Source organism: Actinoplanes sp. NPDC051859, assembly GCF_044452725.1.
In the GTDB taxonomy this organism is placed as follows: Bacteria; Actinomycetota; Actinomycetes; order Mycobacteriales; family Micromonosporaceae; genus Actinoplanes.
This window is the reverse complement of sequence record NZ_JBITBX010000007.1, coordinates 287,545-312,287: the sequence shown is the minus strand read 5'-3', so window position 1 is coordinate 312,287 and position 24,743 is coordinate 287,545. Positions and strand designations below refer to the sequence as shown.

Genomic DNA, 24,743 nt, shown 5'->3' with positions numbered 1-24,743 from the left:
ACGAAAAAGCGAAACGCCGCAAACGGGCAGACCTCATACTTTCGGCCGAAGCGCGACTGCCCGTTTAGTTCTGGTCCGGCACCTTTGCCCGCGCTACCCGATCCGGCCCGAGCTGGTACGTCGACATACGCAGGAGCTCCGGGGGCAGGTGATGCCGCCCGGTGTCCGTCAGGTTTTCCCAGTTGTTCTGGCCGGAGAGTCCGTCGAGCCAGAGCCGGTGCGCGTTTTCGAGGGCGGCGGAGTCGGGGCGTTCCACCCGGGGGGAGAGCCGGACGGGGGGTGCCACCCGGCGGTTGCGGCCGCGCCACGCCAGCGTGACGGCTTGGGCGCGAGTGCGGCGGCCGCGCCAGAACAGCACTGTCGCCACCAGGGCCATCGCGACGAACGCTGACCAGAGAGTGATGAGGATGGTCATCAGGGGGAGGTCCACGCTTCGACGTTAGTCACGGCGATCCAGTGCCGCACCGGCGAACTAACCGCTCAGGGTTAAGCACCACGGCCGGGTTTTCGCAGCCGTTCCGGCGACAAGCATCCCCCAGAGTTAGTTCGTTCGGTGCGCGCAATCAAACCGTTTTTAGGGAGAACTATCCGGATAGGTGGTTACATGTCCGTTTCCCCGGCCCGCGACCCGGCGGATACCGACAGAATGGGTCGGACAAATCAGGCAACGGAGGCGGAGCCGACGAGATGCAGCATGCTCTCACCACGACCGACGACACTTCCCAGGCCGGACGCCGCATCACCAGAAGCGCCGCGGCGCAGCCGGGCTCGACCCGGCCGCTGCTGCTGGACCGGACGGCGAGACCGCCGGGGCGCCCCGCGCAGCACGTCGATCTGGAGCTGATCTTCCCGGTCGTCAACCGCGAGGACGACGTGCCGGTCCGGCTCGCGAACGCGGCGGCCGCCCTGCTCACCCTGGACCTGTCCGTGTCGATCGCGATCGTGGACGGCGGTTCCAGCGATCGCACCCTGGAAGCCGTCGACGAGGTCGCCGCGGGCTCGCTGCTCCCGATCCGGGTGCTCGGCTGCTCGATCCCCGGCTGGGGAGCCGGCGCCCTGCGCGGCGCCCGAACCAGTCGGGCGCGCTGGGTCGGCTTCGGTGAGCCCAGCCCGTTCGGGCGCGGCACGGTCGCGGCCCTGCGGCGTGCGGCCCACCTGCTGGCCGGCGGCAAACACATCGTCTGCCTCGCCGCCGAAGGCCAGCGGCTGACCGTCATGGACCAGCCGGTCGCCGAGCTCCTGTTCACCGACGAGCTCCCCACCGGCCCAGGCTTCGTGCCCGCCCTGCCCGACACGGCGCGGCACGCCGGACTGCGGATGGCTGCCCACGGGCGCATCCCGGCCGGCGACCTCGACCGCATCGAACAGGACAGCACCCTGATCCTGCCGAGGATCACGGCATGACCGGTCGACGCTTCCGCGGTGCGGACGGCGAGCACGTCGTATGGCTCAACTTCAAAGACAGCGAACACCCGCTCGGCGGCGGCGCCGAGGAGTACATGCACCAGGTCACCGCGCGGATGGCGACGTCGGGACAACGGGTCACCATCGTCACCTCCCGGCCGAATGGCGCGGCACGGACCACCGAGATCGCGGGCGTCACCGTACGGCGGATGGGCAACGCGTACACGGTCTATCTGTATGCGTTGCTCTGGCTTTTGCGCCGGCGGCGGGACATCGACGCGATCGTGGACACCTGCAACGGCATCCCGTTCTTCTCCCCGCTCGCGGTGGGGCGCCGGGTGCCGGTCGTCGTGCTCATCCACCACGTGCACCAGACGATGTTCGCCCAACACTTCCGCTTCCCGCTGGCCCAGATCGGCCGGTGGATCGAGCGGGTCGGCAACCGCATCGTGTACGGCGAGCGCACCATCGCCGTCGTCTCGCCCTCCTCGCGTACGGAAGTCCGCCGGGTCCTGGGTTTGGTCGGGCCGGTGTTCGTGGCCGCCAACGGCCAGGCACCGCTGCTCGTGCCGGGCACCCGCCGGGCCGAAGCCCCGCGCATCGTGTGCGTCGGGCGGCTCGCCCCGCACAAGCGCTGGGACCTGCTGCTGCGCGCGATGCCCCGGGTCGCCGAGCTGATCCCCGACGTCGAGGTGCACCTGCTCGGTGACGGACCCTGCCGCAACCAGCTCACCGCCCTGATCGCCGAGCTGGGCCTCGGCGACCGGGTGACGCTGCACGGCCGGGTCGACGACGACGAGCGCAACCGGATGCTGGCCTCCGGCTGGCTGACCGTCTGCACCTCCGAAGTGGAGGGCTGGGGCCTGGCGGTCACCGAAGCGATGAGCCTCGGCATCCCCGCGGTCGTGCTCGCCTCACCCGGCCTGCGCGACTCGGTGCGCAACCGCAGCACCGGCTGGGTCGTGGCCCGGCCCGCCCACCTGGCCGGCCAGCTCACCTCCGCACTGATCGAGCTGGAAGACCCGGCCGCAGCCGCACTGTGGGCGCGCCGGTGTCAGGCCTGGGCCGGCCGATTCACCTGGGACGCCACCACCGACCGGATCACCGCGCTGCTCGCCGCCGAAGACGCCCGCCGGGTCGCCGTCGACCGGCGCGCCGTCTGCGACCTCGCCACCGTGGTCGACCTGCCGGTCCGCCTCGCCGCCCGGATCGACTTCACCCGGCTGCGCAGCGTCGACCAGATCGACTGGGAAGGCTACGACCCGACCGACCCCACGTCCGTACGCGTCCGGATCCTGCTCGCCGGCTTCGACGAAAGCGACGCCACCGCGCTGCTGCACCGGCTCGGCATCGACACAGATCCTGCCACCACCTGGGTGTGGCTGGCCCGCCCGGCCGACCTGCTCGGCTGGAAACGCGCCGCTGGACCCCGCGCGGGCGACCTGCGCCCGTACTTCGCAGACCACTGCGCCGAGCCGGCGCACAGCGGAACGAGGACCACATGACGATCAAGGTCGTATTCCTGGGTGGCAGCAGCACCCTCGGACTGGGCGTGCAGGGCCGCTCGTACGCCGTGCGTTACGCGGAAAAGCTCGGCGCCGACGTCGAGACGCTGCAACTGTCCAAATCGGCGCAGACCGTGGCCGACGTGGCGCCAGAGACCCTCGCGCAGATCCGCGACTTCCGGCCCGACGTCGTGCTCCTCTCCTTCGGCGCCGCCGAAGGACACGTGCACCCGAGTCGGTTCCTGCAACGCATCCTCGACCGGTTCGCGCCGCAGAGCTGGCGCGGCCCGGCCGGCATGGAACCGCGGCCCTACTTCTCGAAGACCCGCACCAAGCGGCTCCGGCAGGTGCTGATGTCCGGCACGAAAGTCCAGGTCAAGCGGGCGATCATCGCGGTCAGCGGCGGCTACCACCGGCTGCCGTCGGATGAGTTCGACGCCGGCCTTCGGAAGATCCTGGACGAGCTTGGGCCGGCCACCAAGGTGCTGATCGGGCTGTGGCGGGTGGACCCGTACAAGTTCCCGCGGTCGAACCCGGTGCTGCGGCACAACGACGAGCTGCTGCAAGCCATCGCCGCCGAACGCGACGACGTGCGGTTCGTCAACACCGCCGACGCCGTCCACTACTGGGACGACTTCCTCGCCGACCACGCCCACCTCAACGAGGCGGGCCACGACCGGGTCGCCGACCTGATCCTCGACGCCACCAGCCGGACTCCAGCCGCTGCCTCGCGGTAGCAGAGAGCAGAGATGTGACCGCCGTACTCGACCTGGAAGCCGCACCACGCCGGCGCCCGCCCCGCACCACGCGGCGGCGGGCGCCGTGGTGGGTCTTCGCCTCGGTGCTCGCGGTGGCCGCCGCCGCGTACCTGATCAATCTGCGCGTCGCGCTCGACTTCGACCTCGACGAGGTCATGTACACCATCGCCGGTCAGAACGTCGCCGCCGCCGATTCCGTTTCCTGGGGCGAGATGCCGACCAGCGTGCACCCGCCCGTGCACTTCCTGCTGGTCGGCCTGTGGACGCTGATCACCGGCACCGCGGACGGCAGCATCGTCGACGCTCTCTTTGCCGCCCGTTACCTCGGCGCGCTGTGCAGCGTGCTCGTGGTCGGCATGGTCGGGCTGCTGGCCCGCCGCCACACCCGCAACGGCTGGCTGGTCGCCGGGGCGATGCTGCTCGCCGCCGGCAACGGGTTCCTGGTCCGGTTCGGGCGTACGGCACTGATCGAACCGACCGCGCTGCTCGCCGGGCTCGGCGTGGTGCTGCTGGCGTTGCGGCTGCGTCGGGCGGCCAGCCCGGTCTACATCGGCATTGTCGGGCTGGTCTCCGGCATCGCCCTACTGATCAAAGAACCGCTGATCTTCACGGTCCTGGTGCCCGTGCTCGCGGCCGTTCTGGAGCGCGACTTCGCCTATCTGCGGCGGGCAGCCACCGCCGTCCTCGTGGCGATGGGCATCTGGGGCATGTTCCCGCTGTGGGCGGTGCTCAACGGCGCCGGCGCGTGGTGGTGGTCGGAGCACGACACCAGCCTCCAACGGATCAGCGGCCTGCTGCAGGTCAGCGGACTCAACCGGCCCGGCGTCTCGTCCACCGGCGTTTTCGGCGACACCTTCACCACGTACGTGAGTGGCTACCTGACCTTCGGCATCGGGGCGCTCGGGCTGCTCGTGCTGGCCTACCGGGGCGGGCTGTTCCACCGGCGGAAGCTACGCGCCCGGACCGCCAGCCTGGTCGCGTTCGGAGTGCTCAGCTACGGGTTCCTGGCGTACTGCGTGCTACTCGGACAGGCCAACGAGCAGCTGACGGCGTACTCGGCGGTGCCCGCGGTGCTGTTGAGCGTGCTCGCCTGGGGCGACCGGATGCCCAAGGTGATCGTGGCGGCGGTGACCGCGGTGGTGCTGGCCAGCCTGGCCGCCTGGACCTGGAACGTCGCCATGGCCCGCGACGACGCGTCCACCCGGATGGGCGGCTTCCTCACCGAGAACTACGCGTGCGCGCCGGTCAACGCGACCGGCAACGCGCTGCGCTGGGCGCCCGTGCTGCCCCGCAACCACGTCGAGGGCTTCCGCGACGGCGGCACCGCGGTCGAAGCGGGCGTCCGGCTCTTCCTCCTGTCACCCAAGGACAGCCGGATGCGTTACGGCAACTCGTCGCCCGAACTCGACACGTTCGTGCGGACCTACGGCTCCCTGGTCCAGCAGTACCCCAGCCGCCGGTACGAGCAGATCGAACTGTGGTCGGTGCCCGGCCCCCAGCTCGCCGCCCGCGACTGCGGCAACACCCGCCCGCCGATCGCCCAGAACGCGTCGGCCCTGCGCTTCCTGGCCCTGCTCATCGCCGCGGCGGCGGGGCTCGGCACGGTCACGTACGGATGGAACGCCGTTCACCGCCGCCGCGAATGGGCCAGAGATTGGGCAAAGCGATGACCGCCGTGCTGGAGAAGCCCGTGGTGCGGCACAGCGCCGGCGCGGGCTGGCTGATGATCGCCACGACGTCCGCGGGCGTCATCAACTACGGGTACGCGCTCGTGCTCACCCACGGCCTCACCCCGGCCGAATACGCCGCCTTCGCCGCCGCCCAAGCCCTGCTGATGGTCCGGGCGGCGATCTCCGCGGCCGGCATTCCGTGGATCCTGGCCCGCGAGATCGCCAAGGCGCCCGGTGACCTCGCGCGGCAGTCGGTCGTCACCACCTTCGCGTTTTGGACCAACCTGGTCATCGGCCTGGTCCTCACCGCCGTGGTGACCGGCGGCGTGCTGCTCTTCGGCAGCGTCCGGGAAGCGGTCGTGGTCGCCTGCGCGTCGCTGTTGATGTCCGTCGGCTCCACCGGCATGGGCTACCTGCAAGGCGTCGGCCGGATGGAGACCATCGCGATGCTGTTCACCACCGAGGTGGTGGTGAAGGCCGCGGTCGGCATCGGACTGGTCTTCTGGGCCGGCCTCGGCTCCGCCGGCGCGCTGGCCGGCTTCGTCGCGGGCAGCCTCGTGCTGCTGATTCCGCTGCCGAAGTTCCGGAAGCTGCTCGGGCCGCCGGTGTGGCGCCGAGCAGAGTCCCAGCTGCTGCGGGCCGCGCTGCGACAGACCCGGATGCAGGCCAACGTCGCCGTCGCCTCCGCGGGGGACACCGTGCTGGTGGCGGCGCTGGGGCTGGGCAGCACCGGCGGGCCGTACCTGGCCGCGTCCGCGCTGGGTCGGGTGCCGCTCTTCGCCTCGAACGCCGTCTCGACTGCGGTGTTCCCCCAGCTCAGCCGGGACGCGTCGGCCGAGCGGAAGGCCGGGGCGCTACGGTCCTACCTGCTGGTGGCCGCACTGATGACCGCGGTGCTGGTCACCCTGCCCAGCGAGATCCGCTCGGCGCTGTTCCCCGACGAATTCGACACCATCGGGCAATGGCTTCCGTACGCGGCAGCGCTCGGCCTCGCCATCGGAGCGGTCAACCTCAGCGTCACCTTCCTGCAAGCCGACGACTCCCGCGGCACCGGCCTGCACCTCACCCTGATCACCGCCGGCTACCTCGCACTGGTGATCGTGGCGGGCGCGTGGTTCGGCGTGACCGGTCTCGCCGCCGGTGCCGCGCTCGCGGGAATGCTCGCCGTGGCGGCACTCGCGCTGCTCGCTCCCGTACGCCCGGGGTGGAAGGTCCTGTTCAAGTCCCGCCGCAGCCTGCACGACCTGGTCGGGATCGCCGTGGTGTTCGCCGCGCTCGCCGTGGCGGGCCACCCGCTGCTGTGGCTGGCGGTCGCCGCGGTCGCCGGAATCTACGTCCTGGCCGCCAGTTTCCCCGAACTCATGCCCCGGAGGCGCAAGTGACGGTACGGATCGGCATCGACGGCCGGGTACTCACCGACCGCTACCACGGCATCGGCCGAGTCACCTGGGAGCTCGTCCGGGAAATGGCCGCGACTCCCGGCGTCGAAGTGGTCGTCTTCGCCGGCGAGGAACGGTCCCGGCGCTTCGACATCGACACGCTGGCCCTGCTGCCGGACGTCGAAATCGCGCCGGTCCGGCTGCGGGCGGTGGACGTACGGCAACTCTGGCGCTGGCGGTCACTGGTCCGCGGCGCACTGGTCGATGTGATGGTCTTCCCCTACCACCTGGGCGCGGCGCCGCTGCTCGGCTGCCCCACCGTGGCGCTCGTGCACGACTGCATCTTCGAGACCGACCCCCGCTATGTGCCGTCCCGGAGCATCGGCGTCGCCTACCGGATGATGACCTCGCTGGTGGCCCGCACCGCGACGATCGCGACGGTCAGTCGGGCCTCCGCGCGCGAGGTGGAGCGCTACTACGGCCAGCGCGTCGACCCCGGCCTGGTCATCGGCGCCGGCGTCGACCAGCAGCTGCGGGCCGACCCGGCCGCGGCGGACCGGCTGGCCCGCGAATACGGCCTCGAGCCCGGGTACGTCCTGCACGTCGGCGCCCAACGCCCCCACAAGAACGCGGCCATCCTCGTCGAGGCGATCGCCCGGGTGCCCGGCGCGCGGCTCGTGCTGGTCGGGTCGGCCGACGAGCGGTTCGGCGACGAGGTCGGGCCGGCGATCGAGCGGTACGCCGTCGCCGACCGGGTCACCCGGCTGCCGTTCGTGCCGGAGGAGTTGCTGGGCAGCCTGTACGCGGGGGCTCGGCTGCTCGCGTACCCGTCGCTGGTCGAGGGTTTCGGTCTGCCCGTGCTGGAAGCCATGGTGGCGCGCACCCCGGTGCTGGCCAGCGACGTGCCGGTACTGCGCGAGGTCGGCGGGACGGCAGCGCAGTACGTGCCGCCGGGATGCGCGGAGGCGTGGGCGGCCGGGATCACCCGGCTGCTCGCCGATGATGATCTCCACCGCGGCCTGGTGGCCGCGGGTGCCGCCCACGCCTCGCACTTCACGTGGGGTGCCGCTGCTGCGCGGCTGGTCTCCGCCTGTCAGACGTTGACCGGGACTTACTTGACCGAGCCGATCAGGTAGGTGGCCTTGACGATCTCGGTCGCCTTCTGCCGGACGATGTAGAGGGCGGCCAGGTTGTTCTTCTGCGCCTGGGCCATCACCAGCGGCATCTGGTCGACGCGCATGTCGTGGCTGGTCTCCGCCATCGTCTTCAGACCCTTGGCCTTGGCGAGACCGGCCAGGTAGGTGACGGTGGCGTTGGACTCGGCCCAGGTGCCATACACGATCACGTTCTTGTCCTTGAGCGCGTTGACCTGGCGGGCCATGTCGAAGCCGCGCTGCACCTCGCCGTTGATCTCCGGGCTCGACGTGCCGTTCAGGTTGGTGGCGACGGCCTTCTCCAGGTCACCGGTGCGCATGCCGTACGACGGGTAGAGCACAGCGGCGTTGCCCGCGAAGCCGGCCGTCCGCAGCGCGGTGATCTGCCAGTTCTGGTAGTCGGCCAGGGCGGTGAGGTACCAGCGCAGGAACTTGCCGGCCTCGCCGTTCGGGCTGGGCTGACCCGGCTTCCAACCCTTCACCGGGCTGGCCTGCTGGGCGTAGACGTCGTACGCGTAGTAGAGGTTGCGGATCTTGCCGGTGCTCGGGTTGACCTTCGACGGGTAGGTCAGCTCGCCCCAGTGCCCGCCGCCGACCCGGACCAGCGAGAACTGGTCGCCGAGGCGCGCGAAGACCGTGGTGAGGTAACGCTCGGCCAGGTAGCGGTAGCGGGTGCCGAAGACCAGGTTGGGCTCGGGGGAGTCGGTGTAGACGCCGCCGTTCTGGTCCACGAACCGGGCGCCGGTCGAGTTGAGCAGCCAGGCCGGAGCCTCGTGCACGCCGGTGTTGAAGGAGATGGTGTAGCCGAGCGCCTTCAGCGTCGAGATGCGCTTGGCGATGCTGGCGAAGTACTGCTCGTTGTAGACGCCCTTGGTCGGCTCCGCCTGTGCCCAGGACATCTCCACCAGCACGTCGGACGCGCCGCCGGCGGTCCGCAGGTTGGTCATGTCGGCGTCGGAGTAGTTGCCGATGATGCCAAGCGCGGGCACGGCGGCGGACTTCACGGTGCTGGTGGGCTTGACGGCGGCCTTCTTGACGACGGTCTTCTTCGCGACGACCTTCTTGGCGACGGTCTTCTTCGCGGTGGTCTTCACGACTTTGGTCGCGGTGCGGGTGGCACTGGCCTGGGCCTCGGCGGGGGTCGAAGTGAACAGGGCAATGGCGGCGACGGCCGCAGCGGCGATCTTAGTCGTGTTGAGCTTCACGCCGGGCAGATTCGGCTGTGGCGCCCCGCACTGGAAGGGTCGCAACCGAGCGCTCCGACGTCGCACCCAAGCTGCACTGTGGTCGGTTGCCGGACGGTTTCGCTACCGGACAGGACCGGGCTGGCACCCGATTGGCACCCGAGCTGGAATCAGGCGCCGTTACCCTGCCGCTGGTTACCGCGGGACCGAACGTTTGCCCACACCACCTTGCCGCTGCGGGTGGGCAGCGCGCCCCAGGCGGACGCGAGGTTGTGCACGACGTGCAGGCCCCCGGGGAAGTGGCGCATCTGTGGGATACGAGGATTGCCGTCGGCGACGGCCAGGTGGACGCCGGTCCGCTGGCGGGCGACGGAGATCTTGATGTCGCTGCCGCCGTGCTGCACCGCGTTCACGACCAGTTCGGTGATCACCTGCTGGGCGGCGGGCAGGACGGACGTCAGGTTCCAGGTGGTGCAGCCGTCGGTGACGAGGTCCCGGGCGGCTGCGGCCGCGGCCGGGCCGGCGGGCAGACCGAGGCAGAGGCGATCGGTCAGCGGCCGGCGACTGCGCAAGGCCGCTCGCGCTTCCGGCAACGTGGCATACATCGGTTGGTGGTATTGCGCCCCGCACCGCCGCAGCACCACGGCCAGCGGCGCCTGGGTCGGCAGACAGATGGCGAACGGCACCGCGGGACGTAGCTCGGCGCCCCATTTGCGGGCCGCCGGCCACAGCATCGCGCTCTCACCCAGCGGGTCGCCCAGGTCGTGCAGGTCCACGATGACACCGCTGGGCTGCTCGGACAGGGTCTTCTGGAGCGTCGTCACCACCGCACTCTTGAGCTCGCGGTTCCAGCGGCCGTGCACGGTGAGTTCGATGATGGAGGTGTCCATGTCGGCCACCGCGGTCACTGCGGCCTCTGCGTGGTCCAGCAGGTAGGGGAGCTCGTCGTGATCCATCGCCGTCCTTACTGTCCGTGACGATGTGCGTACACATCATAGTGGCTTGGATCGATGGAAAGCGCTACGCCTGCGGATGGCCGGTATGCAAACAACGCGGTTCACCGCCGCGGAAAAGCATGACCTTTTGCCGGGGCATCACTCGACAGGACGATTTCCGGGAGCGAAACACGGCGAACGTCGCGGGGTCTTTGCCGTGGAGCAATAATGACCCCGGCGCACCACACTTCTTCCCACGCCGGAGCCCATATGAGCGTGTTGCTCATCGCGGAGGATGTCGACGACATCGCGATGATTCTTGTCCGACTGTTCCGCCGCGAGGGGATGACGGTCCTGCACGGTGCGGACGGGGCGGAAGCGTATGACCTGGCCGTCGAACACCGGCCTGACGTGATCCTCACCGACCTCGGCATGCCCCGGGTGGACGGCTGGGGACTGCTCAAATCGGTCCGGGAGAATCCGGATCTCCGCGACACACCCGTCGCCATCCTGACCGGGCAACTCCAGCCCGGCGACACCCGGGTGTCCGACTCCGGTGCCTGTTGCCTGTTGCTCAAACCGTGCCCGAACGACCAGCTGAAAGCCGAGATCAAGCGGCTCACCGACGCCGGCCCGCACGGTCACACCTTCTCCGCCGCAGGATGCCTCAATCACGCCACCACCAACGTGAACTAACGCCCATTCTTACAACAAAAAGATCGGACCGTGGCGGCATGACCAGAAATGCCGTGGTGAGCGTCGACCGAGCCGTACTGGCCGACCCGGTGCGCCTGCGCGCCGTTGAGCTGTCGAAACGCATACTGCCGGTCCTGCCCATGCCGGTGGACGACATCGCCCGGCTCGCGGCCCGGCTGACGGGCTCGCCGATGGCAGTGGTCACGCTCGTCGGCAGCGAGGCGGAGTTCTTCGCCGGCGCGCACAACATCCCCGAATCACTGAACGAGCTCGGCGACCGCCTGCCGCTCGAGTACTCACTCTGTAAATACGCCGTCTCCGCCGACCACCTGATCGGCGTCGAGGACATGCGCGCCGCCGACGATCCGGAGCTCTGCGAGCACCTGCTGACCCGGGAATACGGCGTCCGTGCCTTCCTGAGCGTGCCGGTCCGCGACGCCGGCGACCAGCCGGTGGGCTCGCTGACCGTGCTCGACACGTCGACCCGGAACTGGACCGACGAACAGAGCGCCGCCCTGCTGGAGATCGAACACCTCCTGCACCTGCCGACCGCTGCGGCGCCGCCCCCGGCGGTCGAAGGCCTGGACAGCGCCGCCCTGCTCGCCAGCGTTCCGCAAGCGCTGCTGGCGGTCGACGCGCACGGCACTATCGTCGGATTCAACCGCGCCGCCGAGGACCTGCTCGGCTTCGCGTCGGCCGACGTGCTCGGCCGCGGCCTGGACGAGTGCCTGCAACCCGACTACGACCACCAGCCGGTCGGTGCCGCCCTCGACCGCCTGTTCGCCGCCGCCCCCGAACGACCGGTCCGCCGCCAGGTCAGCCTCCGGCACCGCGACGGCAGCCGGCTGCTCACCGAAGTCGCGCTCACCGTCGTCCGCGGCTCCGGCGGCGCACTGGCCTGTGTCCTCATCACCGACCTGACGAAGCACAAAGCGGTCGAGGAACGAGCGGACCACAACGCCAGCTTCCTCGAGGCTCTGCTCGACAGCCTCGCCGTCGGCGTGCTCGCCTGCGACCCCGACGGCGGGCTCGTCGTGATGAACCGGGCGCTCCGGCAGGTCTACGGTCTCCCCGAAACCAGCGAGCTGCCGCCCGACTACGCGACCCTGGTCGGCGGCTTTCTCTACGACACCGACCACCAACCACTCCCGTGGCATCAGACTCCGCTCATGCGCGCCCTCAACGGCGACCCGATGCGCGACACCGACGTGATCATCGACGTTCCCGGCCACCGGACCCGTACGTTCGGCGTCACCGCTCAGCCGATCATCACGGCCAGCGGGCAGCAGACCGGGGCGGTCGCGGTGACCCACGAGGTCACCGCCGTGCGCCGGGTCGAGCGCTTCCGGGACTGCCACCTCGCCGTCGAACAGGCGCTGAAATCCGCCACCTCGGTCGCCGAGGCCGCCCCGACCGTTCTGCAGGCGGTGGTGACCACCCTGCGCTGGTCGGCCGCGGAGCTGTACCTCGTCGACGAGGTCACCGGCCAACTGCATTCGGTCGGGCACTGGAACGACACCGGGATGGAATCGGAAGGCTTCTTCGGCCACACCCCGGTCAAGGGAGCCGGGGCGACCGGCCGGGTCTGGCGCACCGAGCAGCCGTTCTGGATCCGCGAAATCGGCGACGCCACCATGCTGCGCTCACCGTTCGAACGGGAACGCGTCGAGATCTGCCTGCGGCACGGCATTCACACCGTGCTCGCCGTCCCGGTCAGCGACGGCCGTAACCTGCTCGGCGTCCTCACCTGTTACGCCGGCGCCGCGGAGAACCACGAGGAAATGCTGACCGTGCTGCTCGACGGGATCGCCGCGCAGATCGGCATCTTCGTCGCCCTCCGCCGGGCCGAAGAGCTGACCAGACAGCTCGGCCGGGTCCAGGACGACTTCATCTCGCTGGTCGGCCACGAGCTGCGAACACCCCTGACCGCGATCACCGCGTACGCGGGAATGCTCTCCGACGACTTCGGCGAGGACGAAGACAGCCGGTCCATGGTGCAGAGCATCGAGCGCAACGCCGGCGAGCTCCAGTCGATCGTCGCGACCCTGCTCGACCTGGCCGGCCTGGACTCCGGCCACCTGCCGTTGCAGATCCGGCCCGTCGACCTGTCTCGGATCGTCCTCGAAGCGGAGGCCGCGTCCCGGCACCACGACGTGCACTTCCACACCGACATCCCGGACAGCGTCACCATCGACGGCGATCCGGACCGGCTGCGGCAAGTGGTGCAGGACCTGCTGGACAACGCCGCGAAATACAGCGCCGCCGGCAGTGACGTCCGGGTCAGCCTGACGACCGACGCCCAGATGGCCGAACTGTGCGTCAGTGACCAGGGCATCGGCACGCCCAGCGAAGAACGGGAACGGGTGTTCGACCGCTTCTACCGGGGCAGCAACGTCCGGCACCAGGGCACCCAGGGGACCGGGCTCGGACTGAGCCGGGCGCGCACCATCGTGCACCTGCACGGCGGCACCATCCAGCTCCTCGACAACGAACCCACCGGCACCACAGCCTGCGTCAAAGTGCCCATCCAACAAGACGCCGCGCGCACCGTACGGGACCTCTGACGTCCCCTAGAGCAGCGGCTCGATGTGGCGGCTGGGCAGGGGGCCGGGTTTGGCGATGTAGTAGCCCTGGCCGTGGCGGACGCCGAGGGCCATGAGTTGGGCGTGTTCGGCGTAGGTTTCGATGCCTTCGGCGACCAGTACGGCGCCGACGCTTTCGGAGAAGGAGAACAGGGCGCGGGCGAGGGCGATGCGGACGGGGTCCTGGTCGATGTCGCGGGTCAGCGAGATGTCGAGTTTGATGATGTCGGGTTGGATTTGCAGGATCTGGCTGAGGTTGGCGAAGCCGGAGCCGGCGTCGTCGACGGCGATTTTGATGCCGGCGGCGCGGAGCAGGTCCATGACTTCGCGCAGTGCGGTGTAGTCGGTGACCTGGGTGTGTTCGGTGAGCTCGACGGTGAGGCTGTGGTGGGCGTGGGCCAGGAGCATGGTGATGGTGCGGGGTTCGAGGAGGGCTTCGACGGAGGCGTTGAGGCTGAGCCAGACGCCGGTGGGGAGGTCGCTGATGCGCAGCAGGGCGCGTTCGATGGCGAGGATTTCGAGGTCGACGCCGAGGCCGGCGGTGTAGGCGGCGTGGAAGGCGTCGGCGGGGTTGGTGAAGTGCTCGGGGTTGAACCGGGCGAGCGCTTCGTAGCCGTTCACGACGCCGTCTTCGAGCTGGACGATCGGCTGGAAAGCGGGCTCCACCGCGTTGCGGTACAGCACTTCGCGAACGGCCCGGGTGGCGGGCGAGGGGAGCTGCGCGACGGTCATGCCGCCTAGTTCGGCCGGCAACCTCAACGCAACCTCAGGCCGCCATCAGCTTTCTACGTAACGACGAGCGCCCGGCTCATCGTCTCGGCGGCCGGGCGCGAGTGGGTGCCCGCGACGGTCTGCGCCGACCAGCGCATGGCGTCCATGACGGCGCCGGTGAGGTCGTTGCCGCCCCGGTTGAAGCCCATCATCGCCATGTCGCCCCGCTCGTACGCGTCCACCACTCGCAGCATCCGACCCAGCGGCCCGGTGCCCCGGGTCAGCGCCGCGGTGATGTCCGCGGTCAGCGGCACGTGGCTCACCAGCGACGCCGGGGTGATCCCGAGCAGCTGGGCGACCGCGGTGATCAGCCCGGCCACGAACGCGGCGTCCGGGTCGGAGTCGAAGCGGGGTGCCAGGTTGTGGCAGAGCCGGGCCCGGGTCAGCGCGTTCGCCAGCGTCGCCTCGGTGGCCTCGCTGACGTCGTCGACGACCATGAGCATCGCCCACCGGCGGATGTGGCCCAGGCCGAGCAGCATGACGGCCTGCCGGATGGAGGACACCCGGCGGATCGAGCCGACCGCCGCGCCGTTGCTGGCGCGCAGCACGCGCATGGTCAGCGCCGGGTCGCTGGAGATGATTTCCACGATCCGGTCGATGTCGACGTGCGCGGCGTCCAGCGCCTCAAGCAGCTCGCGCTGCCGGGCCTTGAACGGCGGGATGCAGACCGCGGTCATCACCTGCGGGCGGGAAAGCACGTAGCCCTGCCGCAGCTCGATGCCGTACTTGTCGCACAGCGCCAGGTCGTCCAGCGTCTCCAGACCCTCGGCGACGATCTCGATGCCGGGGAAGCCGCGGAAGAAGGCCAGCTGCTCCTCGAGGCGCTCCGGGTCGCAGCTCGGCAGGTCCAGCTTCACGTACGAGGCCAGGGGCAGCAGCCGCTCGTGGCCGGAACCCCAGACGAAGTCGTCCAGGGCGATCGGGTAACCGGCGGCGACCAGGTTCGACACGCCCGCCACGACCGCGTCGTCCACCTCGATCGTCTCCAGGACTTCGAGGACGACACTCTCCGGGCCGAACGGCAGGATCAGCTCGCCGGTGAGGAACTCGCGTGTCATGTTGATGAAGCACATCCGGTCGCCGACGACCTCGTCCAGGCCGAACTCGGTGAAGGCGTTCACCAGGACCTGACTGGTCGCGTACGCGTCGCGCCGGTCGGCCTCGACAGCGCTGGTGTTGCCACGGAACAGCAGCTCGTACCCGGCGATGTCGCCGTGCGCGTCGAAGATCGGCTGCCGCCCGATGTGCACCTGCCGGGTTCCGGGCTGAGAGAACTGCTGCCGCTTGTCCATGGCGGGACGATCGGCCGCCTTGATGTTCTCTTGAGCGTTCTCTGCGGGAAACTTGAAAGAGGGGCCGCGCACCGAGCGCAGCCCCTCTTCAGGCACGGATCAGGAGCCGCCGGAGATGTACCAGTAGCCGGTGATCGAGGCTGCGGGCACGTCAGCGCTGACCGCGCCCTTGCCCCAGAAGTAGTCGTTCATGCTGACCGCGCCGCCGGGGCCGATCGGGCCCATGGTCGCCCACACCACCGAGGCCGGCTGGTCGTCGATCGAGGCCTGCGCCCAGGCGTTGCGCACGGACATCGGCTTGTTCCACCACAGGAACGGCGTACGCAGCAGGTAGTTGGCGTACGTGCCACCGTGCGAGGCGCTGTGGTACGACACCGTGTGGAAGCTGTTGAGCTGGTGCAGCCCGGCGAACGCGGGACCCCAGCGCTGCCACCACCGGTTGCCGGGCGCGCCGGCCTCCAGCACCAGGCAGGTGAACAGGCTCATCCACTCGACGTCACCGTTGCCCCAACGGGCGTCGGTGTTCGACAAGAACGTGTCGTCGTTGCTGCTGCAGCCGGAGAAGCTGAAGCCGGTCGGCGCGCCGTGGCCCTGCCAGTAGGTCATGTCGACGTGGTCGGTCCAGTCGCTGTCGTCGCCGCCCAGCGCCGGGTCCTTGAAGTCCTGCTCCCACGCGTTCTGCTCGGTCCAGCTGAACTCGACCGGGATGCCGCGCGAGGAGAACTGGTTGTTGAAGGACTGCAGGTTGGTGCCGGTGTGCGGCAGGCCGGAACACGGTCCGGTGCCCTCGCTGCCGACGTCGGCCCGCCCGAACGCACGCGCGGTCACCGTCGGGCTGTCACCCGGCCGGTTCGCGGGCGGCGCGGGCATCTCCGGCAGCGTCGCGTCGACCGCGGCCGGGGCCATGACGATCTGGGCGCGGCTGCCGTCAGTGTTGATGCCGGAGCAGCGCAGGCTCGGCTCGATGGTCTTCACCGACTCCGACAGCGCCGGCGCCCAGTAGACCGGGGTCGCTGCGGCGATCCGCACCTTGCCGCCCATCGCGGCGGCGCACCGGGTCCGGGCGGTGGCCGCGTTGACGACCGCGACCGTGCCGGTCTGGGCGACCGTACGGGTGCTGTAGGACAGGGCCGTCACCGCGCCCCGCCCGTTGTAGGCCACCCGGATTTTGGCACCGGGTCCCTCGTAGGGCAGGCCCGCGAGGGTGAAGTTGTAGGAGACGGCGGTGTCCAGTGCAGCGGACGCGGTGGTGCGCCCGCGTTTGTCGACGGCCGTGAGCATGGTGTGCCGCGCGGTCGCCTTCGCGTTGCGCGGCGTCATCTTGACGGCGGCCAGGGACCGGGCGGCCCGGCGCGTCGCGTCCGCGCCGGCGAGCGGGCGCAACCGCTTCAGCGCGGCAACGTCGAGCACTGTCGTGGTGGTGGCCTGTCCGTCCTCGTCCTTGCCGACCCGGTTCGACGCCTTGGTCGGCACCGCAAGGAACGCGTTCTGCGCGGCGAACCGGACGCTACCGTCCTCGGACCGCGCCACTCGGGCGAGGCCCAATGCGCGGCCCAGGCGGTTGGCCTGGGCCGCGGTCAGACCGTTCGACCGTACGGTGAAAACCGGCAGTGTCGCCGCCGCGACGGCGGTCTCGACGGCTCCCGCCGGCGCGGCGATCGCGTTGATGCCCAGCGGCACAGTCACCGCTGCCGCCGTGAGTAGGGCGGCGGTGGTCCGTCGCCGCCGCCTGGGTGTTTCAGTCTCGCTCCACATCGCTGACCCCCCGTGTCAAGCTCCGGCACCGTTCGGTGCCGGAGCCAGTATGGGATCGGGAAATCCCGCGAAATGCGGTTATCAGCGGCGTGACGGATAGGCGACAGGTCAGGAGGTGCCGACGGCGGTGACCTGGTCGACCGGCTTGCGAGTGATTTCGTTCTTGATCAGTTTCCGCTGCTCCTTGCCGTCCACGATCGTCACCTCGTAGGTCTTGGTGCGCTCGCCCGCGACGCCGCCGGTGCGCACTTCCTTCTCGCCTAGCGACAGCCAGTTGTCCTTGACTGTGCGGGACTTGAACTTCACCGGCTCGGTCTCGGTCACCGTGCGCTTGCCGGCGGCGGCCGGCGCCGGAGCGCTCGGGGCGGTGGACGCGACCGGGCTGGCGTTGCGCGGGGTGGAGTCGGAACCGCTGTCGTCGAGGACGCTGTAAGCGATGGCGCCGCCGGCGGGTACGGCGAGGGCGGCTACGATCAGGCCGACTTTCTGCAGGGGCTGCAACCGCGACCACGCGCTCGTCTGGTTTTTCACCCGCACAGTGTGGACGTCCTCTTCCGGCGCCAGATCCCCCGTTCGGGTGAAGTCAGCTCGCCCCCGGATCGACCTCGACGGTCACGTCGGAGGACGAGGCGGGAGTGGGCCGGGGGCGGTCCCGGGACTCTCGGGAGACGCCCAGGACGAGCAGTCCCAGCAGGCCGGTCAGGAGCAGGGCGGCGATGGCGAACTCGAGACGGTCGCGCCGGCGGGTTCGCCACAGGCCGCGTGGGGGGATCTCGTCATACCACCGGGGTTCGTGTTCGGGCACCGGACCAGTCTTCGCCCCCAGCCCGGTCGGGGCCTAGTCGGCGAAAGAAGCTAAAAGATTTAGCCTCTTTCTGGGCGACGCTCGCAGCCGGCCGCTCGTTGGGCATGGCCGCACCGCTGAGGCTCTTTGCGCAGCTGTTGAGATACGGCTGAGGTTGCATTGAGGTTGCCGGCCGAACTAGTGGGGCATGACCCAGACGAACCTCCTCGCCGTCCCGCCCGTCGTCGTCGCCGGCCCCGCCCGTGACCTGACCCCCATGCCGTGGCCCTACCGCGTAGCCTCCGTCGAGCTCTCCATCGTCGTCCCGTTCCACAGCGCCGACGAGCGCCTGCAGGACGCGCTGCGCCGCATCGGTGACGCCCTCAACTCCCAGGGCATCTCGTTCGAGGTGATCGCCCTCTCCGCCCGTCCCGGCATCGGCGCCTCGCCCGAACTCGCCCGCATGCCGCACACCCGCGTCATCACCTCGGACGCCGTCGAGGACAAGGGCGCCGCCCTGCACCTCGGTTTCGCCATGGCCCGGGGCGCCTGGATCTGCTTCGTCGACGTCGACGAGGACGCCGACATGGACGCGTACGAGCTGATCGAGTACTTCCACCGTGCCCGCGAGAAGAACTTCTGATCCCTCTTTCCACGAAAGGCTGAGCTCCGTGCCAGCAGGAAGTGACGTCATGAGCCTGTTGGTCGCGGTCCTGGCGGCGTTTCTCTACCTGACCGCCACGATGCGACGCGACCCCGATGACGACGGCGACGGACCGCGCCGCCGACGCAACGACACCCGGACCCCGCAGCGCCGCGAGGCCCTCTAACGCCGCGAAGCTTGAACGCAGAACCGGTGGGCGGTCACCGTGAGGGGCCCGTCCCGGCGAATCATCGCGTCGATCCGGCGCAACACCCGGTCGTACCGCTCCGGGGTGAAGTCCCGCACCTGCCACGGCACCGCACGCAGGTGCTGCACGATCGCACCGACGTCAGCAAACGTCAGCGGCGGCCGCTCTTCGCGGACGTCCGTCACCACCAGCCCGGCCGCCTCCAGCGCGGCAACCGCCGTCGCCGCGGTCCAGGTCCGCAGATAGGGCGGGGCCGCACCCAGCTCGGCATTCAGATCCGCCAGATCGTCGCTGCCCACCTGCTGGGTCAGCAGCGTCCCGCCCGGCCGCAACAACCGGGCGATGTCCGCCGCGGGCAGCCGTCCGTGCCGGCTCAACACCACGTCGAACTCGTCCTCGCCGCCGGGCAGCTCGGTGACCACCGAGGCCCCGTACGGCGCCAGTCGGTCCCGGGCCACCGCGACGTTCGGCGCCCAGCCCTCCACCGCGACGGTGTGCGCAGGGAGCGGCGCCAGTTCCACCAGCAACTCGCCACCCCCGGTGTCGAGGTCCAGCGCGCTGCCCGCCGCGCGCAGCAGTGGTGCGGCGAGCGCGGGGTAGGACCAGGACGGCCCGGCAACGGTGGTCCGACCGTCCAGCCAGCCGAACTCCCAGTTGGTGAACGAGATGCCGGCGGCCTCGCTCACGAGCTGGTCATAGGGGCCTCCGGAACGCATGCCCGCGACGGTAGCCCCGCGACCGGGGCTCCGGCGATCCGGGCGCCGTGCGGACAGCGGGCCTTGTCGGCAGGATCACGCCGCTGAAGTTGTCGTACCCCCGGAATAGGGTCACGGGGACAGCGATCGACTAGCGGCTGCTCACCCTGCTTACGGAGGCTCGCATGACCACGCTCGGCAACCGGCCGAATACCGCCCTCGTCGTCATCGACGTGCAGAACGGCGTCGTCGGGCAGGCTCACGACCGAGACCGGATCGTTGCCAACATTGCCGCCGCGGTCGAGAAGGCCCGCGCCGCCGGCACCGAGATCGTGTGGGTCCAGCACAGCAGCGACCAGCTTGCCCGCGACAGCGACAACTGGCAGTGGGTGCCCGAGCTGGCGCCGCGCGCCACCGAGCCGCTGGTCCACAAGAAGTGGGGCGACTCGTTCGAGGCCACCGACCTGGAGTCCGTCCTCGCCGAGCGCGGCATCGGCCGCCTGTTCGTCACGGGCGCGCAGACCGACGAGTGCATCCGGTCAACCCTGCACGGCGCTTTCACCCGCGGCTACGACGTGACGCTGGTCGCCGACGCCCACACCACCGAAGACTTCTCGGAATACGGCGCGCCGACCCCGGACAAGGTCATCGCCCACACCAACCTCTATTGGAAATACCACGCCGCCCCCGGTCGCACCGCAGGCACGGTCAACACCGAGGAGCTGGACTTCGCCGCGGCCGCGCAGTCCTGAGGTTGGCCTGCGGGTGCAGGCCGGCGGCGGGCACTACGACTTTCGTCCGATCGGGGGACCGGCGGAAACCCCGCTCGCTGGCGATGCCGGCCGGGGCAACCGACCGGGATAGTCCTTCCCATGCACACGACAAACGCTTTCGACCGAGCCCAGCTCGCGGCCATCCTGACCGATCCGGCGGTGTTCCGGCTCGGTCTGCTCGCCGCCGCCGTCTCGACCGCCGTCCTCTCCGTCGCCGCGCTGCTCTGATCCACTCGTCGGTGTTCGCGGACCGGAGTGGACGGTCCGCGGCGGATACCATGGCGGGATGCCCGTGCTCGCCGAAAGATCAGCGGACGACAATGGGCAGGCTCCCGCAGCCGAAGTCTGGGCAGACACCGAGTTTCGCCGTCAGCTCGGCCGAGCCGTCCCGCGGACCTACTGCCGGCCGCATTTCCTGCACAGCGGCGATGACGATGTCGCCAGCACCCTGCCGATCGACCTCAGCGCCCTCGTCGAGGAGCTGACCCAACACCGGCCTCGGACCTGGATCATCGCCGGCGGTCCGGGCAGCGGAAAGACCTCGCTTGCCGCGGCGCTGGCTGCCGACCTGCTCGAACGCGACACGGTGCCGGTCGTGCTCGACGCCCGTACGTGGGCGCGGGTCGACGAGAAGTCCGAGCTGAAGGACGTCCTGCTCGCCCTGCGGCCGGACGAGATTCCCGCCCCGCTGTGGAAGTCGCGGATCAAGCACAAGCGCTGCGTCGTCATCATCGACGGCCTCAACGAGATTTCTCGGCAGTTTCGCGACGCGCCGGCCTGGGCCTTCGCCAAGTCGATCGTCGAGGGCGGGCACCCGTTCCCGGTCCTCGCCACGATGCGGCACTTCACGGACGAGCCGCAGGAGTCGTTGAGCCGGCCGATGACCGTGCTGGACCTGGCCCCGTTGACCGATGCGGAGGTGGCCGACTACCTGGCCGCCGTGGGCCTCGACTCCGCTGCCGTGTTGCGGCTGCGGACCCAGGACGACTTCGAGGACCTGTATTCCAACCCGCTGCTGTTGTCGCTGCTGGCTAACCTGCTGGGCCCGCAGTCGAGCAGCGCGAGCACCCCACCGTCGCGCGGCCGACTGCTGTTGCAGACGGTGCAACGGGCGCGGCGGCAGCGACGGCTCACCGCCGATGAGGCCGAGATCGAGCGGAACGGTTTGCAACTCGAGTCGGTCATGGTGGCGGCTGCCGCGTGTGCTCTCGCCGATCCGGGCCGGGACCAACACTTCGCCCGCCGGGATGTGGAGCGGCTGCTCGCCCAGCACCGGCCGGACGAGCCGCGGCTCCCCGCCATCGTGGATGCCTTCCTGGACACCCAGATGGTGGTGCGGGTCGAGGATCCGGGCTCGCTCGACCGCTACCGGTTCGCGCACCCCTCGTTCGTCGACTTCGGCGTGGCACTGGCCTACCGCGACGAGGATCTGCCGGAAGCGCTGATGGCCGCCGAGGAGCTCGTGCACTGCCTCGGCGACTGGGTCGGCCTGTCCGCCGACCCGGATGAGAGCGCACGCCTGGTGCTGAACCGGATCGCCGATGATGAGTACGAGTACGACCGCGCCTGCCTCGTCGACGTGGTGTTCGCCAACCGCGGCGTCCTCACCCCGCAGACGTTGACCCTGCTGTGGCGATCGATCGGCAAGGCCCTGGGCACGGCGCTGCGTGGCCGGCGCTGGCAGCAGCAGTCGCTGATCCAGGCGCTGAACCAACTGCCCGAGTGGACCATCGCCGAGGGGATCCGACTCGGCGTGCTCGACAAGTTCACCGGGCCGCTGCACGCGGAGATCGCGGACCAGTTGGCGCACCGGACCCTGGACGTCCGCAAACTGCGGCAGGCGCAACGACGCACTCGCGACGAACGGTTCGAGACCAACGCCGCCGAACGCCGGCAGGCGCTGGCGCTCGCCAAAGAGCTGGGCGCGAGCGGCTCGGCCGGGCCGGTGGAGGCGTTGAAGGCCCGGTTGGCCGGCGCGGACGACGAACTGGCCGCTCGGATCGTGCACGGCATCATGCGGCTAGGCGGGCTGGATGAGATGCCGGTCCTGGTCAGCACCCTGGCCGCCGGCCAGTCGGCGCTGACCCGGGCGGCCGCGGCCGCGGCGCTCGCCTCGGTGGGGCACCGCGACGCCATCGCCCAGCTCATGGAGTCGCTGGTCAAGGACGAGTCGGCGGAGGTCCGGCTGGCGTGTGCGACGACGCTGGGCCGACTGCGCGCCCGGCAGGGGGTCGGCGTGCTCGCCGCCGCGCTCGCCGACGCGGCGGCAACCGTCCGGGTGGGGGCCGCCCGGGCGCTCGCCGAGCTGGCCGACGCCCGGACGGTGCCGGCACTGATCCGGGCGTTGGAGGACGAGCACGACCACCACGTGCAGTCGGCGCTCGCCGCGGCGCTGGGCCGGCTCCGCACCACCGAGGCGGTGCCCGGGTTGATCATGGCATTGACCGAGACCTCCTTGACCGTACGGATGGACGCGTGCCGAGCCCTCGGCGCGATCCGGGACCCAGCCGCCATCCCCGCCCTGGCCCGCCGCCTCCAGGACCACGCCGGAGCCGTACGCGGCGAGGCACTCAAAGCCCTCGGCGAGATCGGCGACCCGAGTGCCACCCCGCACCTGATCGAGGCGCTGCAGCACGAGGAAGCGCAGACCCGGGCCATGGCAGCCACCTCGCTCGGCAAGATCGGCGACCCGCGGGGCATCGACCCGGTGCTGCGGGCCCTGACCGACGACAACCCGTACGTTCGGAGCGGAGCAGCCGGCGCGCTGGGTCGCTTCCCGGACCGGCGCATCGCCGCCCGACTCAACGAGGTCGTCCGGCAGGACCCGCATTCCGCCGTACGCTCCTCGGCGATCAGTTCGCTGGGCCGGGTCGGCAGCTCCCGCGACCTGCCCGCGCTCGAACGGGTCATCCGCGACCCGGAGGAATTCCCCTGGGCGCGGACGGTCGCCGTCATGGCGTACGGAGCGCTCTCCTCGGAGACGCCCATGTGGCTGGCCGCGACGGCCGACGAGCTGAACCCGGCCATCCAGAACGGTGATCCGGAGGCGCAGAAGTTGCGCGGGGCGATCGTTTTCTGCGTGGGCCGACACTCCAACCTGGAACTGATCGGCTGGCTGGAGTCGGTGGCCCGCACCGACCCGGAGTTCATGAACCGCACCTCCGCGACGTCCGCACTGGTCCGCAACGGGCGCGCCTCGGAACGGTTCCTCACCAGTCTGCTGTCTGACGCCGAACAGGCGGTCGCCGCCGGCCGGAAGCCCGGCGCGGCCATTCTGCGGATCGCCGCGACGGAGATCGTCCGCAGCTCCGCGGACACCGGCCTGCGCGACCCGTCGATGCTGACTCGGCTGCTCGACATCGTGCTCACCAACGGCAAAGAGTGCGAGGAGATCGTTTCCGGGGCGGTGAAGGACAACCGCAGTTCGGACCCGCGCCGGATGTTGCGGGTCCTCGAGTTCATCGGCGACCGACTCGCGGCGGCCGACCGGGACGACCTGATCCGGACGACCGTCGCGGGGGCCATCGAATTCCACCGCCGGCAGATCGAGTTCGCGGAGACCCTGGCCGGTCTGCGCGCCGACGCCGGCCTGCTGCCAGCCAGGTTCGAGGCCGCCCTCAACAGCAGCGCCGTTCAGGCCGAAACCTCCGTCCATGGCGGCGTCACCCAGATCGACGCAGCTGCCGGCGGCGGCTCTGTGCAGGTCGAGGCCGCAGTCGGCGGCGGCGTGGGCGAAGTATCGACCTCGCGCGAAGCTGATACGGCTGTGAACAAGACCTTCGCCCCCACGCCGATGACCGAGGAAAGGGAGCCCGTGACCGACCGGTGCGACCTGCTCGTGGTCACCGTCAACGCCGTGGAGACCGAGGCGGTGAAGAAGGCGCTGAGCGCGCACTGCGGGCCACCGGTCGTCAAACACGCGAAGATCAACAGCTACTGGCGCTATCACGGTGCCAACCTGCCCACGATTGCGCACCTGCGGTGTGGCATGGGCGGCAGTGGCGTACGCGGCGCGTACGTCCAGGTCGGCGACGCCGTCCGCGACCTGCGCCCGACATCGGTGGTGGCGGCCGGCGTGGCCTGGGGCGCGGACCCGGCAGCCACCGGGATCGGCACGGTCCTGCTCAGCACCCAGGTCATCGACTTCGAACGGCAGCGGGTCGGCGCGGACACCGCCGGCGAAAAGGTGGTCATCGCGCGCGGGGCCAAATCCGAGGCGAGCCCGCGCCTGATGAACCGCTTCCTGGTGACCGACTACGACGGCACCGGCGTGACCATCGCGGACGGGCCGCTGCTGTCGGGCGAGAAGCTGATCGACAATCCGGAGTTCAAACGCCAGCTCATCGACCTGTTCCCGGACGCCATCGGCGGCGAGATGGAGGGCGCGGGCATCCAATCGGTGTGCGCGCGGGAGCAGGTGGACTGGATCGTCGTCAAGGGCGTCTGCGACTTCGCCGAGAACAAGGGCGAGGACAAGGCCAACCGCCAAGCCCTCGCCGCCGCCCGCTCCGCCGAAGCGCTCTGCGCGGTGCTCCGCCAGGGCGGCTTCGGCTAG

22 protein-coding genes are annotated in these 24,743 nt (G+C 70.2%); 13 read left to right on the top strand and 9 right to left on the bottom strand.

Going from position 1 to position 24,743, the window contains the following annotated elements:
* Positions 1-64: 64 nt before the first annotated feature.
* A complete protein-coding gene (locus tag ACIA1L_RS20210; RefSeq protein ID WP_396074349.1) occupies positions 65-430 on the bottom strand; it encodes a hypothetical protein in 366 nt (121 codons plus the stop codon).
* Positions 431-687: 257 nt separating this feature from the next.
* Here ACIA1L_RS20210 and ACIA1L_RS20205 point away from each other — a divergent pair, with 257 nt between their 5' ends.
* Genes ACIA1L_RS20205 through ACIA1L_RS20180 form a run of 6 tightly spaced genes read left to right on the top strand, consistent with a single transcriptional unit; the run spans position 688 to position 7,852 of the window.
* Positions 688-1,404: a glycosyltransferase family A protein gene (locus tag ACIA1L_RS20205; RefSeq protein ID WP_396074348.1), complete on the top strand. Its 717-nt coding sequence runs from the start codon at positions 688-690 to the stop codon at positions 1,402-1,404.
* Positions 1,401-2,909, top strand: a complete 1,509-nt coding sequence (locus ACIA1L_RS20200) for a glycosyltransferase family 4 protein (protein ID WP_396074347.1) — start codon at positions 1,401-1,403, stop codon at positions 2,907-2,909. The genes ACIA1L_RS20205 and ACIA1L_RS20200 overlap by 4 nt, the downstream gene beginning before the upstream one ends.
* On the top strand, positions 2,906-3,646 hold the full coding sequence (locus tag ACIA1L_RS20195; protein ID WP_396074346.1) for an SGNH/GDSL hydrolase family protein: 741 nt from the start codon (positions 2,906-2,908) through the stop codon (positions 3,644-3,646). The genes ACIA1L_RS20200 and ACIA1L_RS20195 overlap by 4 nt, the downstream gene beginning before the upstream one ends.
* 14 nt (positions 3,647-3,660) lie before the next feature.
* Positions 3,661-5,337, top strand: coding sequence for an ArnT family glycosyltransferase (locus tag ACIA1L_RS20190; protein WP_396074345.1), 1,677 nt, complete (start codon positions 3,661-3,663; stop codon positions 5,335-5,337).
* Positions 5,334-6,719, top strand: coding sequence for an oligosaccharide flippase family protein (locus ACIA1L_RS20185; protein WP_396074344.1), 1,386 nt, complete (start codon positions 5,334-5,336; stop codon positions 6,717-6,719). Before ACIA1L_RS20190 ends, ACIA1L_RS20185 begins: the two co-directional genes overlap by 4 nt.
* Positions 6,716-7,852, top strand: a complete 1,137-nt coding sequence (locus ACIA1L_RS20180; protein ID WP_396074343.1) for a glycosyltransferase family 4 protein — start codon at positions 6,716-6,718, stop codon at positions 7,850-7,852. Before ACIA1L_RS20185 ends, ACIA1L_RS20180 begins: the two co-directional genes overlap by 4 nt.
* Here ACIA1L_RS20180 and ACIA1L_RS20175 read toward each other — a convergent pair.
* Both ACIA1L_RS20175 and ACIA1L_RS20170 read right to left on the bottom strand, forming a co-directional pair.
* Positions 7,828-9,075 carry a beta-galactosidase gene (locus tag ACIA1L_RS20175; protein WP_396074342.1) on the bottom strand — a complete coding sequence of 416 codons (1,248 nt, stop codon included), beginning with the start codon at positions 9,073-9,075 and terminating at the stop codon, positions 7,828-7,830. The two genes, ACIA1L_RS20180 and ACIA1L_RS20175, sit on opposite strands and share 25 nt — an antisense overlap.
* 149 nt (positions 9,076-9,224) lie before the next feature.
* The gene (locus ACIA1L_RS20170; RefSeq protein WP_396074341.1) at positions 9,225-10,010 is read right to left on the bottom strand and encodes an ATP-binding protein; all 786 of its coding nucleotides are present in this window, start codon (positions 10,008-10,010) and stop codon (positions 9,225-9,227) included.
* Positions 10,011-10,259: 249 nt separating this feature from the next.
* On the opposite strand from ACIA1L_RS20170, the gene ACIA1L_RS20165 reads away from it, so the two are divergent.
* Together ACIA1L_RS20165 and ACIA1L_RS20160 are read left to right on the top strand one after the other, a co-directional pair.
* Positions 10,260-10,685, top strand: a complete 426-nt coding sequence (locus ACIA1L_RS20165) for a response regulator (RefSeq protein WP_396074340.1) — start codon at positions 10,260-10,262, stop codon at positions 10,683-10,685.
* Between the two features lie 38 nt (positions 10,686-10,723).
* Positions 10,724-13,249, top strand: coding sequence for an ATP-binding protein (locus ACIA1L_RS20160; protein ID WP_396074339.1), 2,526 nt, complete (start codon positions 10,724-10,726; stop codon positions 13,247-13,249).
* Positions 13,250-13,255: 6 nt separating this feature from the next.
* Here the strand turns inward: ACIA1L_RS20160 and ACIA1L_RS20155 are convergent, their stop codons facing one another.
* The 5 genes from ACIA1L_RS20155 to ACIA1L_RS20135 all read right to left on the bottom strand — a co-directional run bounded on the left by ACIA1L_RS20155 (position 13,256) and on the right by ACIA1L_RS20135 (position 17,890).
* Positions 13,256-13,999 (bottom strand): EAL domain-containing protein, encoded by a 744-nt coding sequence (locus ACIA1L_RS20155; protein WP_396074338.1) that lies wholly within the window; start codon positions 13,997-13,999, stop codon positions 13,256-13,258.
* 53 nt (positions 14,000-14,052) lie between these two features.
* A complete protein-coding gene (locus ACIA1L_RS20150; RefSeq protein WP_396074337.1) occupies positions 14,053-15,330 on the bottom strand; it encodes an EAL and HDOD domain-containing protein in 1,278 nt (425 codons plus the stop codon).
* A gap of 99 nt (positions 15,331-15,429) precedes the next feature.
* Entirely contained in the window at positions 15,430-17,016 is a 1,587-nt protein-coding gene (locus ACIA1L_RS20145; protein WP_396074336.1) for a DUF6345 domain-containing protein, read from the bottom strand.
* Positions 17,017-17,193: 177 nt separating this feature from the next.
* Positions 17,194-17,616: a G5 domain-containing protein gene (locus ACIA1L_RS20140; RefSeq protein WP_396074335.1), complete on the bottom strand. Its 423-nt coding sequence runs from the start codon at positions 17,614-17,616 to the stop codon at positions 17,194-17,196.
* 52 nt (positions 17,617-17,668) lie between these two features.
* Positions 17,669-17,890 (bottom strand): hypothetical protein, encoded by a 222-nt coding sequence (locus ACIA1L_RS20135; protein WP_396074334.1) that lies wholly within the window; start codon positions 17,888-17,890, stop codon positions 17,669-17,671.
* A 187-nt stretch (positions 17,891-18,077) separates the two neighbouring features.
* Here ACIA1L_RS20135 and ACIA1L_RS20130 point away from each other — a divergent pair, with 187 nt between their 5' ends.
* The gene (locus tag ACIA1L_RS20130) at positions 18,078-18,512 is read left to right on the top strand and encodes a glycosyltransferase (protein WP_396074333.1); all 435 of its coding nucleotides are present in this window, start codon (positions 18,078-18,080) and stop codon (positions 18,510-18,512) included.
* Between the two features lie 49 nt (positions 18,513-18,561).
* A complete protein-coding gene (locus ACIA1L_RS20125; RefSeq protein WP_396074332.1) occupies positions 18,562-18,699 on the top strand; it encodes a hypothetical protein in 138 nt (45 codons plus the stop codon).
* Here the strand turns inward: ACIA1L_RS20125 and ACIA1L_RS20120 are convergent.
* Positions 18,696-19,436 (bottom strand): class I SAM-dependent methyltransferase, encoded by a 741-nt coding sequence (locus ACIA1L_RS20120; RefSeq protein ID WP_396074331.1) that lies wholly within the window; start codon positions 19,434-19,436, stop codon positions 18,696-18,698. The two genes, ACIA1L_RS20125 and ACIA1L_RS20120, sit on opposite strands and share 4 nt — an antisense overlap.
* A gap of 164 nt (positions 19,437-19,600) precedes the next feature.
* Here ACIA1L_RS20120 and ACIA1L_RS20115 point away from each other — a divergent pair, with 164 nt between their 5' ends.
* The 3 genes from ACIA1L_RS20115 to ACIA1L_RS20105 all read left to right on the top strand — a co-directional run bounded on the left by ACIA1L_RS20115 (position 19,601) and on the right by ACIA1L_RS20105 (position 24,743).
* Positions 19,601-20,167, top strand: coding sequence for a cysteine hydrolase family protein (locus ACIA1L_RS20115; RefSeq protein WP_396074330.1), 567 nt, complete (start codon positions 19,601-19,603; stop codon positions 20,165-20,167).
* A gap of 120 nt (positions 20,168-20,287) precedes the next feature.
* The gene (locus ACIA1L_RS20110) at positions 20,288-20,416 is read left to right on the top strand and encodes a hypothetical protein (protein WP_396074329.1); all 129 of its coding nucleotides are present in this window, start codon (positions 20,288-20,290) and stop codon (positions 20,414-20,416) included.
* A gap of 58 nt (positions 20,417-20,474) precedes the next feature.
* Positions 20,475-24,743 (top strand): HEAT repeat domain-containing protein, encoded by a 4,269-nt coding sequence (locus tag ACIA1L_RS20105; protein WP_396074328.1) that lies wholly within the window; start codon positions 20,475-20,477, stop codon positions 24,741-24,743.